Source organism: Vibrio sp. TRT 17S01 (assembly GCF_050113695.1).
Classification (GTDB): domain Bacteria; phylum Pseudomonadota; class Gammaproteobacteria; order Enterobacterales; family Vibrionaceae; genus Vibrio.
Genome location: NZ_JBNJOG010000008.1, coordinates 56,937 through 69,168 on the forward strand (window position 1 = coordinate 56,937; position 12,232 = coordinate 69,168).

Genomic DNA, 12,232 nt, shown 5'->3' on the forward strand with positions numbered 1-12,232 from the left:
CTTACAACTTAACTATGGCTCAAAATGACCAAACTTCAAGTCTAGACATGTGATCTTCTGTGCAAAACGCATCAAATATGAAAATCAAAATTCCATTTCTGTCGCTATAGTAAAACACCTTGACGAGTATAATTTACCTATTCCTTCCCCACTCGTTAGTAAATAGGCCAAACACCCCATGACCCGAAGAGAGAAAATTAAGTTGTCTTTATTGTCTAAAATGCCTAAAGACACCATCAATCAATTTCTCTCTAAAGATAAAACCCCCGTTTCAGTACTGTTCTTGTCAGCACTTGTTGGCATCATTGCTGGTCTGATTGGCACCTATTTCGAAATTGCGGTTCACCTTGTCTCTGAAACTCGAACTGATTGGCTCAAAACTGAAATCGGAAATATTGTTCCTTTATGGTTAGCCGCCTTTTTGATCAGTGCTGGCCTTGCATTCATTGGCTATTTCTTAGTTCATCGCTTCGCGCCAGAAGCATCTGGCTCCGGTATTCCAGAGATTGAAGGAGCAATGGACGGCATTAGACCTGTTCGTTGGTGGCGTGTTATTCCTGTGAAGTTTTTCGGCGGAATGGGTGCCCTTGGATCAGGTATGGTACTTGGACGTGAAGGACCAACTGTTCAGATGGGTGGCGCCATTGGTCGTATGGTCACTGACATTTTCAGAGTCAAAGATGATGATACCAAGCACTCTCTTCTCGCCTCAGGAGCTGCCGGAGGCTTAGCCGCAGCCTTTAATGCGCCACTGGCTGGTATTATGTTTGTGGTTGAGGAGATGCGCCCTCAATTTCGCTACTCTTTAATATCGATACGCGCAGTTATCATTTCTGCTGTTGCTGCAAATATTGTTTTTCGTACCATCAATGGACAAGCCGCAGTTATTACCATGCCGCAATATCAGCCACCTGGCTTACCGTCTTTGTGGCTCTTCTTACTATTAGGGGCTCTTTTTGGTATTTTTGGTGTTGCTTTTAATAAGTTGGTGACGTTGTCACAAGATGCATTCGTACGAATTCACAAAAACGACCGTAAGCGCTACCTCTTAACAGGCTCCCTCATCGGCGGATGCTTTGGCATTATGTTGCTTTACATGCCAGAACTCACTGGCGGCGGTATTGGACTTATTCCCAATATCACGAATGGTGGCTATAGTGCAGGCTTTCTTTTGCTGCTATTCCTCGGCCGTATTATCACTACTATGATTTGTTTTGGCTCGGGCGCACCTGGTGGCATTTTTGCACCAATGCTGGCACTTGGGACTCTATTTGGGTATGCATTTGGATTAACAGCTAAGAGTCTATTCCCAGAGCTTGATATCCAACCGGGCATGTTTGCAATTGCCGGGATGGGTGCATTATTTGCAGCCACTGTACGCGCTCCAATCACAGGCATTTTATTGGTGATTGAGATGACCAACAATTACTACTTAATCCTACCATTGATTATTACTAGCCTGGGTGCGGTGATCTTTGCTCAAGTCTTGGGCGGTCAACCTATTTACAGTCAGCTACTTCATCGAACCTTAAAAAATGAGAAGTTGAGGCAAGTAGACTTACCTCGTGAGCCAAATTGAGAATTGCGCCGTAACCACTCAACTTGTATTATCGTTGCCGAAAATTCAACCGGGCTAAGGATAGCCTCGTTCTTGATTAGAGTAGATGTTCTAGGAGAAAACCGTTGAACTGGCGCAGGCTAACGCAATTCCAAAATGTTCCCCCTTCTCAAGCGGCCTTAGCTCTTGGAATGATTGGTCTAGGGCATGCGTGGGCTTTGTATATGCCAGAATTTGGGGTATTAGTGCGTCCTTATATGGCTGGCTTAGGGGCATTGTTACTACTCCCAGTTCTTATTAAGTATTTCACCAACCTCAATACGTTTCTAAATGATATTCGTCATCCTCTTAGTGGCAGTCTGATGGCCCCTATGAGCATGGCATTATTGATCCTTTGTGACTATCTCGCTGTTATTTCACCCGTCATTGCATATCCAATATGGTTTGCCGCGCTTTTGTTGCACTTTACCATGATGGTACTGTTTTTTAGCTTTCAACTGCTTAACTTCAAAATGTCCAACATTGTCCCCAGTTGGTTTCTTTACCCTGTCGGGTTGATCAGCAGCTCTTTGGCAGGCACGCAGTTTGGTCATACGGTCTTTTCTGAAACACTGGTGAATGTTTGTATCACGATCTACTTTTTCATGTTGCCACTGGTGTTATATCGTCTGGTGTTTGAAGGCATGTTACCAAGGCGAGCGAGACCGACACTTGCTATCATGGCCGCACCTATCAACTTAACCCTAGCAACCTACCTAGTGAACTTTAAGCAGCCCGATCCTATTTTAACCGGAGCATTAGCTGGCATAGCCATCACTATGACCTTGCTTATCTACCTTTGCTATATCCGGTTACTGCGCTTGAAATTCCAACCTTCCATTGCAGCAGTCACCTTCCCTTCTGTCATTAGCGCTGTTGCAATGCATCGGTTGACGGGATTTTTCGAGCAGTACCACCCTCATTGGCATTGGCTACACAAATTCGGTTTCTTTGAGCTGACGATCGCAACGATTCTTGTTGCTTGGGTCTCATTTGGCTACGTAAAAATGTACTGGCCTGAGTTTTTTTCGAACAAGGTAATTGAGCAACCTAAGCTATAAAAATGGAACCGGCCGCACGCCCAAACGGTACGCTAGTAATAAATAAGTTAATACACAGTATATTTTTGTTTGCTCACTAGCGCAAAGAAATCATATTCAATCCTAGATTATGCACTCCGATTCATTCATATATCCCTTGTCAGCTGGCCCAGGTTTTATAAAAAGGATATATGTACCATGAACATGTTAAAAAGTGCTCCGCTTCTGCCAGACTTTATTAAATCGTCTTTAGATCATTACATTGAAGATTTAATGGGCTCTAATCAGAATGGCAAACATCTTGTATTAGGTAAGCGTCCTACATCACAAGATATCGTTTTACAAAGCAATGATTACCTTGATTTATCAAATCATCCAACAATCATTGACGCTCAGGTTCAGTCTTTATTGAGTAACACAGATACGCCTTTTATGTCTGGCATATTTCTTCAAGATGAAGCTGATAAACCGAGTGTAGAAAAACAACTCGCTCGATTTACCGGGTTTTCTTCTTGCTTACTGTCTCAATCAGGCTGGGCTGCGAATACTGCCCTGTTGCAAACTATTTGCGATACCAATACCAATGTTTACATCGACTTTTTTGCGCACATGTCAATGTGGGAAGGCGCAAGAATTGCTGGTGCAAATCTTCATCCCTTTATGCATAACAATGTACGCCACCTCAAAAAGCTCATCCGTCGTCATGGCCCAGGGTTAGTTGTTGTTGATTCCATTTATAGCACCATCGGCACTATCGCACCGTTGGAAGAGATGGTTTCCATCAGTAGAGAACTTGGCTGTGCGATTTTAGTTGATGAGTCACACTCTCTGGGCACCCATGGTTACCATGGTGCGGGTTTAGTGAATAAGCTTGGCTTAACAAAACAGGTCGACTTCCTAACGGCAAGCCTTGCTAAAACATTTGCCTACCGCGCAGGAGCGATTTGGTGTAACAACCTTGCTAATGAGTGTATTCCATTTGTCGCCTATCCGGCTATTTTCAGCTCGGCAATGTTGCCGTATGAAATTGACCGCATCAGCGCAACGTTGGAAATCATTTTGAAAGCGGATAAGGAAAGAGAGGTGCTCGCAGAAAAAGCCAACGCTTTGGCTAAAACCCTGCGCTCAATTGGTTTCACAATTCGCAGTGAATCACAAATCATTGCATTGGAAACAGGGGATGAAAGAAACACAGAAAAGGTTAGAGACTACTTAGAAAGCCATGGCGTATTTGGAGCTGTCTTCTGCCGGCCAGCAACCACTCCAAATAAGAACATCATCCGGTTTTCTCTAAATAGCTCTGTTACCGACGCGCAACTAGAAAAGCTGATACAGGTATGCCATGACGCCTACCACCAGCCAAACATCTATTTTCTTTAATAGAGAGGGCTCCCCTATGTCTTGTCATAGGGGAGCGCTAAATCCAATTGGCAATCTTATCGAGAATCAAATCACTATCCGCTGGTTTCACAATATAGTCATTCATACCCGAGCTCTGTATCTTTTCAATCGACTGTTCCGTTTTATCTCCGGTATGCCCTAGAATAGGGATCGAAGCATATTGCTCACTTGAGTTTCGAATCCGTGACGTTGTTTCAATGCCATTTAAAGCGGGCATCTCAATGTCCATTAAGACAAGATCAGCGGGTTGTGCAGCCAACATTTCCAAGACTTCAATGCCATTCTTCGCTTGGACAACCTCAAAACCCTGCCTTTCTAGCAAAATGGAAGTGTAGGTACGAAGTGATTGGTTGTCATCAGCAACAATAATTCGCTTGCCACCAATGCCTTTTTTCTCTGGCAATACATTTCGGTCAACGGAGGGTGACTCGAAAAAAAGTTCATCTAAAACTTCTTTACCTTTCAACAAAAAGCGATGTTTTTCGATAGGATACACCGTGAGATGGCGTTCAATTGCGTTATAGTACTGGCTATTTTCATCATAAAGATACACAAGCCGTGCCTCAGTAAAATGCAGCCTTTGTTCCAACTTATCAAAGTAGTTAGGTTCGGAAACCGCAGCATCGAGATCAATCATGATCAAATCATATTCAAACTCGTATTCTTCAAATTTGGTCGCCGTCTCCAGAGAGATATTATTTAAGCGAAAACCTCGATAAAAGGAGAGCTCATTTAATAAACGCCCTACAGCATTCTGCTCACCGATATAAAGTACGGACTTATCTTTTAATAAGTCTATTTTGATCGCCTCAACTTGCTTGGACTGATAATGAGGAAAACTTAAGGTAAATTTGGTCCATTCGCCAACCTGTGATGAACAAGAGATATCACCACCAAGTGCTTTCATCACTTTACGGCAAAACGGTAAACCTAAGCCATAACTACCTTCTTTGCCAAAGGTATAAAAGTCCTTAAAGATATGTTCTTTGATCGCGGGATCAATACCAACCCCGGTATCCGTTAATATCAGCTCATTACCATCTTGAGTGGCCCTGAGCGTGATACTGATTCGGAATGAATCTCCACTTTGATAGTAAAACGCATTCTTCAATAAATTATATAGCGCATATTTAAGCAGCAAATCACTCCCTAGAAATTGGAAGTCTTCCATGACATCGAGTGTCACCTTTTCTTTATCTGCTGCTCGGCGATACGAGAAGCTGGCCACCGCTTCTTCAACCACCTGTAATGCAGAATACTGCTTGAATGTTCCTCTTGATATTCTGCTTTCATCGATTGAAGTAAGCAGTAGATCTATCGTCTCATTGCCATGCTCAATCACTTCATTGGCATCTGCAATTACATCTTGTGCCAACATCAATTCTTGATGAGACATTAAGTGGAATTCTTTTCGTCCATGGCTTGCTTGAGGTAATACAGAATTGAGTACTTCTAATGATGATTTAAGCGCTGCAAGGGGGTTACGCATTTCATGAGCAATCCCGGCACCAAATGATTTAGCAATAGAGGCCTTTGTTTCGTGTTCAACTTGATTACGGAAATAAAACAAATTGCCAAAAATGTAAGTAAACAAAAAGATGGGCACATACGCCCATACCACATGACCAGCGATTTTTGTGTAGTCAAAGCCATAGGCAAAGAGAAAGGCTAGCGCGATACAAACCAGTGCTTGTGCAAGCATCAAACGAGTTTGGTGAACCAACAGGATATGCAAAAAGATAGATGCCATAAACGACATGACCCAAACCGTTGACCAAGCGTTTTGAAACATCATAAAGGCAAAAAAGAACGGTAAACAAAAACCAATAACAAATAAGTACAAGAGGGGCATAAAACGTTGAATATGCTTCGGTAGCGCTTTCCGAAATGCAATCAAGGCAAACAGAGCCGAACAAAACAGCCTTAATGCCAAGTTTTCATAGGGCTGAGGAAACAAATAAGCCCATATATAGTAATACACCGGAAAGCCAAGTAGCCCCATCCAACCTACAAGGGTCAGATTGGGCTCCGCATATTGATAGACTTTGCGTACAGCTTCCATTCGACTTCCTAAACCAACGTATATTTTATTATTCTACTTTAAGGATTAGCACAACTTTATGTACCACCCCAAATACCCTGCCTAACTAGTTTTTACTAGCTAACGACTTTCACTCGGCTTCCAACTCGACTGGCTTCAATATCAACACGCAGTGACATCTGTTCTTTTAACTCACTGACATGAGAAATCACGCCGATCGTTCGCCCGCCTTGCTGGAGATCGATTAAGGTTTGGATTGCCAAATCCAAAGATTCTGGGTCAAGACTACCAAAGCCTTCATCAATAAACAGTGTGTCCAGTCGAATTCCGCCACTGTATGACTGAACCACATCCGAAAGCCCTAACGCTAACGATAATGCCGCCATAAACGATTCACCGCCAGATAAGGTCGCAACATCTCTCAGCTTGCCGGTGTAGCCATCTTCCACCATCAAGTCAAGCCCTGAGCCTGCATTACCTTTTGCACGTTCTTCCTTACGACGAAGCTCGTATCGCCCTTTGCTCATGATCCGCAAACGTTGAGAGGCCTGAATAAGCACATCATCCAACAACACACCAAGAACAAAGCGGTGTAAGCTCACTTTTGCCCCAGTTTTACCATTTGCGATATCACTTAAAGTGCCGATCACTTGGTACTCTTTCTCAAGAGCCTCGTTTTGCGCATAAAGGGCCACTAATCTCTTTTGCACTTCTTGGATACGGTCTAATACAGACTTAGCCTCAGAATAAGCGTTCAGCGCCTGTTGGTGAGCAATATTGGCTTGCTCTCTTACTTGTGACAACATCTCTACTTCAGGCTTTGAAGCGCCTTCAAGTGTTTTCTGTAGCGTTTCAATTGAGCCTCGTAGACTGGCAGACTTCTCATCATACGTTTGTATCTCAACATCTAGCAGCGCCAGTGTCTGCGGATCTAACTTGGCGGCAAGATAGGCTTGCTCATCTGAAAACGGGCTGCTCGAAAGCGCTTCTAACCAGAGTCGCTGAGCCTCTTCTGCCTCAGTTTGAGTCCGATTTAATTGCTTACTCAGTTCATCACATGTTGCTTGCAGCTCAATCGTTTTCTGTTTTCCCCGCTCAGCATGTGTTTTCGTCGTTTGTTCAGTGTCGAGATATTGCTTAACCAAATGCTCTGTTTGTGAAATGGCAGCCGTAACCTCTTCCTGCTTTTGATACTGTGCCGGGATCCCTTTTGAATAAGTGTCGACTTGCGCCAACTGCCGCGCTAGCAACACATTCGCATCATTCAATTGTTGCGTTTTTTCATCCAATTCACTCTTCACTTTGGTGAACTGACTTTCAAGTTGCACAAGTTGTTGGTTAGTCTGCTCAGGGTTAAGGCGACGTAGCTGAGCTAACTCATTGTCTAAAATCGATAATTGCGCAGCAACTTGTTTTTTCGTCTCTATTGCTCTTTCACCAAGCTGGAGCAAAATGCTGTCTAGCGATTGCTGAGTTTTCGCCACCACCAGCATGCCTTTTTGAACTCGAGCACTGACGGTATCGAGTTGCTCTTGATGCTTTTGTTGTTCTAAACGCGCTTGTTCAACGTCTTTTTTTGTAACTTCTTCAGAGGTAAAACGAGCTGGATTTGGGTGCTCACAACTGCCACAAACAGGACATGGCTCCCCTAGTTCAAGGCGTTTTGCAAGTTGAGCAGCCTGAGTGCTATGCCAATGAAACTCGATACGATCTGCCGTTTCTTTCGCCTTGGCAACAAGATGTTGGGCTTGCATTTGCTCTTGTTCAAGCTGCTTTAAAAGCAATTGTTGCTTCTCAAGCGCAGTTTCAGTTTCTGCTTTTTGAACAACAAGCGTTAGTTGGCTGTTGATGGCATCAAGTTGCTGCTGCTTCAGCGGAATAGTAGCGTAAGCATCTTTTACCGACTCGAGCTCACTGCGTTTTTCAGCAAGACTTTTCTCCAAGCTTTGATGCGTTCTATCTAACGCCGACTTCTCAGTACTCAATTGAGAAATGTATTGGTTGCTTTTAGCCACCATTTGCTCGGATTTCACCAACTCAGCAAACTTGCCTGAGATTTCCTTTAATGTGTATAGCTGCTGATTGAGCTCAGGTACTTGTTTGGCTTGCTCTGCTGCATGGAGCCAAGCATTATTGCTTACTTCAAGTTGTTGAATGGCAGCTTCAAGCGTGACTTTGGTTTTACACACTTGTTCAGAGACATGTTTGGCTTCTTGATTGGTTTGTTGCAACCTAGCATGTACGACATTCAGAGCGATTGCCGCTGACGCATTTTCTCGTCGCAATTTATTTTGAGCATGGGCCTCATGCTGTGCCAAATGCGTTGCTTGCTGGGCAAGCATCTGATCTAGGTTGTCAAACTTACTAACCAGCTCGACTGCCTGCTTCTCGTTCGCCTGTGCTTGCTCTAGCTCTTTTTGCGTCTTTACTAGTTCTTTTTCTGCTAATTCACATTGTGGGAGTTGTTGCTGATGTAATGCATGCAGCGCTTCTTCACTGTCCACATTCACGACATCCAATACGCCTTTAATTTGGTTATCAAACTCGTCTTTCGCTTTGCGAATTCCCGCTGCACGGTCAAACAATGCCCGTTCAATAGCAACATAAATGTGTGTTGCAAAAAGCTGCCCAAAAATCTGTTCACGCTCCTTGGAATTTGCGATGAGCAGTTCACGGAACTTTCCTTGAGGCAACACCATCACTTGCCGAAATTGTTTAACGTCTAAACCAATTAACTCTACGATCGCCTTCGCGACGGGGGTGGGTTTATTTGCAATTAACTCTTCGTCTTGATGGTCGATACAAAACAACGTTGCTGAGTGTGTTCTTTTAGTTGTTCCCTCTCCCCGTTTTTTTGGGATCTGCTGCTCTGGGCTACGTTCAATGCGATAGTGTTTCTCACCCAACGCAAACTCAAAAATGACCTCCGTCATCAACTCCGCTTTCGCATGGTCACAACGCATCTGGTCGCCCGTACGTTCACTGCCAGTAGTTTCACCGTATAAAGCAAAACAAATGGCATCAAGAATTGTACTTTTCCCAGAACCAGTAGGCCCATTGATCAAGAATAAAGGTGCCGAGCCAAGCAATGTAAAGTCAATAACTTCACGCTCCGCGAATGGACCAAAAGCTTGAACGGTTAATTTGATTGGCTTCATTATGCGTTCTCTTGCTTGCGGGTTAATTGACCAATGATCTCATTCATGGCCGCTTCTTGAGCTTCTGTTAACGCTTCTTGCTTTGCTTCGGTGAAAAAATCCTTAAACATATCCATTTCACTTCTTGCTAACTGCGCTTTACCCATCTCTTGTTCAACCCCAATTAACATGCCGGGTTTCTCTAGGTGGAGCACATTCGGATACGATTTCCTCAGCTTCTCCATCGGGTCCAAGATGGCATGTTTATCCGTCAGACGAGCCAATATGTAATCGTGACTATTAGGATCTTTTTGCCCTTGTTCGATAATGTCTTGAAGCTCTCCCTCAATAATGCGCATTTGGTGAGGAGCCACCAAATCGATATGAGTAGCGGATTTAAAACCAGACTTATCCAACTCGACTAACGTCATCCCTTTCTTTTGATGTTGTTCAGAGAAGCTGTATTTCATGAGTGAGCCGGAATAACGGATATAGTCTTCACCTTTTTTCTGAGGTTGATGCAAATGCCCAAGCGCCACATAATCAAATGGCAGAAAATGCTCATGACTCACCCTATCAGAACCACCAATCGACAACGGACGCTCAGATTCAGAATCGATAGCCCCATCGACAAAACAATGACTAATAAGGACATTTTTCTGATCAGAAGAAAAATGTTCGGTGATCTCATCGACTAACTGCTTATGCGCTTCGTCATGGGTAGAAACTGGCGTTTGATAGGCATGACGTACCAATTCAGGGTCGTTATATGGCATACCCCAAAAGGCCACGTCACCGGCTTGTTGGGACGTGATGATCACCGGTTGACGCATATCTTCAAACGTACTCAGTATATGTAAACCTGCCCCCGACATCTGGCGAGACGCAAACCCTAATCGCTGAGCACCATCGTGATTTCCTGGGATAAGAATGACAGGGACATTGAGTTCATTACACGTTCGGTTGATAAAGTCGTTCAACACTTCTATCGCAGCCGTAGGAGGAACAGAACGATCGTAAATATCACCAGCAACCACTACAGCATCAACATCATTGTGACTTAGGTACGCAATGATTTGATTTAAAACAGCTTGCTGATCTTTAAGAAGAGATACGTTGTGAAATTGACGGCCAAGATGCCAGTCCGAAGTGTGAAGGAACTTCATTAACGCCCTGTGAAATCCATATTCGATTGACGCTAATGATACCATTGAGTGCCAAATGTTATAAACGAAAACTGCCACAAAAAACGTGGCAGTTTTTACTGATTACAATCTGAATTATTCCGCTCGGCTTTTACAGTGCGCGATTGCGTGTTCCAGTAGCTCTAGTGCAGTACTGTCGCATGTTGGTAGCGTTGCATCACTCTTGCCAATTGGCGTCACACGCTCACCCCATTTAATATGGCCAGCACCCCATGTTAATCCGGCGCCAAATGCCGCAAGTAAAAGGTTATCTCCGGCTTTTACTCGCCCTTGCTCTAACGCTTCACATAGCGCAATTGGCACGGTTGCCGCTGAGGTATTGCCGTAATTGTGAATATTCACAAAGGCTTTTTCTTGCTCAATACCTGACAGATCACACAGTGTTTGGATAATGCGAATATTAGCTTGATGTGGAATCACTACATCGACATTTTCAGTTGAGAGGTTGCTTCGAGTTAGCACACTGTGTGCTGCTGCCCCCATACCTTTTACTGCTCGTTTAAAGATTTCTTTACCGACGAAATTAAAGTCCCAGTAGCCGTTATCAGCCGCAAATCGATCCATGCAGGTACCGAATTTCGGCACTGCAAGAATATCTCGCCCTGCAGAGTCACAACCAAGTTGAGCGTGTTGCAAACCGACTTGTTTCTCAGTTTTTGAAAGCACAACAGCACCTGCACCATCACCGAACAACACGGCGGTGTCACGCTTTGTCCAGTCAATGTAAAACGACAATCTTTCCGCACCTACAACGATGGCATTGCGGTAATTGCCCGCTTGGATTAAACGAGTGGCCGTTTCCAAACCGTATACAAAACCCGTACAGGCAGCATTGAGATCAAATGCTGTAGCCGTTTTTAACCCGAGGTTTTGCGATACTTTAGATGCAATATTTGGAATCAAGGAATCTGGTGAGCAAGTTGCAATGATCACCAAATCAATATCTTCAGCGGTTAAACCTGCGCAAGCCAATGCATGCTGAGCGGCAACTGTTGCCATGTCAGAGGTGTTCACATGGCTGATACGACGATTTTCAATTCCAGTACGTGTTTTTATCCACTCATCCGAAGTATCAATGAACGTGCTTAAGTCATCATTCGACAGCGTTGCAGGTGGTAAGCATTTCCCCCACCCGGTAATTTCGGCATAAAAATTAGACATTGCGGACCTTTTGTTATTTTTTCGCTATGGATTGAGTATAACGACCCAAACTACCGAGTGTCATCCTATTGAAATTAATAATCTAAACCTTATCTTGTAAGAAAGCCCTGAAAAACTCGTTCTTAATTTGAGTTACATTATAAGAGAGAAAAGTCATGTCTACATTTAACACTCGTTGTCCTTCTTGTTCAGGACTGAACCGAGTTCCTTTAGAAAGAGTATCGGACCTTCCCAAATGTGGTAAGTGTCAATCAGAGCTGCTTGATGGTGCACCCGTCGAAGGTACCGATTTAAACTTCGATGCAATATTAAATAGCGACCAACCAGTGGTTGTTGATTTCTGGGCACCGTGGTGTAACCCATGCGTTGGATTTGCCCCAGTATTTGCTGATGTGGCCGTAGAGCAAAAACAGAAGGTACGATTCGTAAAGGTTGACACTGAAGCACAACAAAACCTAGCCATGAAATATCAAATTAGAAGCATTCCAACCGTTATGGTTTTTAAAGGTGGGAAAAGAGTCGATGTAATTAACGGAGCCCTTCCTAAAAGCCAATTCCAGCAATGGTTAAACGTGGCTATAAGCAAATAGCACACTCAAATAAATGCCGCCATTAAATGCATAAATCGGCGGCTTTTACACCTATTTATA

At 43.8% G+C, this 12,232-nt stretch carries 8 protein-coding genes; 4 read left to right on the top strand and 4 right to left on the bottom strand.

Annotated features, from left to right (window positions below; genetic code table 11):
- Positions 1–178: 178 nt before the first annotated feature.
- The 3 genes from clcA to cqsA all read left to right on the top strand — a co-directional run bounded on the left by clcA (position 179) and on the right by cqsA (position 4,017).
- Positions 179–1,579 (top strand): H(+)/Cl(-) exchange transporter ClcA, encoded by a 1,401-nt coding sequence (gene clcA, locus ACQEXS_RS13750; protein ID WP_427011299.1) that lies wholly within the window; start codon positions 179–181, stop codon positions 1,577–1,579.
- Between the two features lie 104 nt (positions 1,580–1,683).
- Complete coding sequence (locus ACQEXS_RS13755; RefSeq protein ID WP_427014210.1) at positions 1,684–2,658, top strand: TDT family transporter; 975 nt, start codon at positions 1,684–1,686, stop codon at positions 2,656–2,658.
- A 177-nt stretch (positions 2,659–2,835) separates the two neighbouring features.
- On the top strand, positions 2,836–4,017 hold the full coding sequence (cqsA, locus tag ACQEXS_RS13760; RefSeq protein ID WP_367990008.1) for an alpha-hydroxyketone-type quorum-sensing autoinducer synthase: 1,182 nt from the start codon (positions 2,836–2,838) through the stop codon (positions 4,015–4,017).
- A gap of 37 nt (positions 4,018–4,054) precedes the next feature.
- On the opposite strand, the gene ACQEXS_RS13765 is transcribed toward cqsA, so the two are convergent.
- The 4 genes from ACQEXS_RS13765 to ACQEXS_RS13780 form a co-directional block, all read right to left on the bottom strand.
- Positions 4,055–6,100, bottom strand: coding sequence for a hybrid sensor histidine kinase/response regulator (locus tag ACQEXS_RS13765; RefSeq protein WP_427014211.1), 2,046 nt, complete (start codon positions 6,098–6,100; stop codon positions 4,055–4,057).
- Positions 6,101–6,195: 95 nt separating this feature from the next.
- Positions 6,196–9,237 (bottom strand): AAA family ATPase, encoded by a 3,042-nt coding sequence (locus ACQEXS_RS13770; RefSeq protein ID WP_427014212.1) that lies wholly within the window; start codon positions 9,235–9,237, stop codon positions 6,196–6,198.
- Positions 9,237–10,382, bottom strand: a complete 1,146-nt coding sequence (locus ACQEXS_RS13775; RefSeq protein WP_427011303.1) for an exonuclease SbcCD subunit D — start codon at positions 10,380–10,382, stop codon at positions 9,237–9,239. Before ACQEXS_RS13775 ends, ACQEXS_RS13770 begins: the two co-directional genes overlap by 1 nt.
- Before the next feature lie 114 nt (positions 10,383–10,496).
- On the bottom strand, positions 10,497–11,582 hold the full coding sequence (locus tag ACQEXS_RS13780; RefSeq protein ID WP_427014213.1) for a ketoacyl-ACP synthase III: 1,086 nt from the start codon (positions 11,580–11,582) through the stop codon (positions 10,497–10,499).
- Between the two features lie 155 nt (positions 11,583–11,737).
- Here ACQEXS_RS13780 and trxC point away from each other — a divergent pair, with 155 nt between their 5' ends.
- Positions 11,738–12,172 (top strand): thioredoxin TrxC, encoded by a 435-nt coding sequence (gene trxC, locus ACQEXS_RS13785; RefSeq protein WP_427011305.1) that lies wholly within the window; start codon positions 11,738–11,740, stop codon positions 12,170–12,172.
- Positions 12,173–12,232: the final 60 nt, after the last annotated feature.

What these genes read in the sequence shown, in the direction of transcription:
- ACQEXS_RS13780 (WP_427014213.1), bottom strand. Translation starts at nt 11,582, where the DNA reads ATGTCTAATTTTTATGCCGAAATTACCGGGTGGGGGAAATGCTTACCA.
- clcA (WP_427011299.1), top strand. Translation starts at nt 179, where the DNA reads ATGACCCGAAGAGAGAAAATTAAGTTGTCTTTATTGTCTAAAATGCCT.
- cqsA (WP_367990008.1), top strand. Translation starts at nt 2,836, where the DNA reads ATGAACATGTTAAAAAGTGCTCCGCTTCTGCCAGACTTTATTAAATCG.
- trxC (WP_427011305.1), top strand. Translation starts at nt 11,738, where the DNA reads ATGTCTACATTTAACACTCGTTGTCCTTCTTGTTCAGGACTGAACCGA.
- ACQEXS_RS13765 (WP_427014211.1), bottom strand. Translation starts at nt 6,100, where the DNA reads ATGGAAGCTGTACGCAAAGTCTATCAATATGCGGAGCCCAATCTGACC.
- ACQEXS_RS13775 (WP_427011303.1), bottom strand. Translation starts at nt 10,382, where the DNA reads ATGAAGTTCCTTCACACTTCGGACTGGCATCTTGGCCGTCAATTTCAC.
- ACQEXS_RS13770 (WP_427014212.1), bottom strand. Translation starts at nt 9,237, where the DNA reads ATGAAGCCAATCAAATTAACCGTTCAAGCTTTTGGTCCATTCGCGGAG.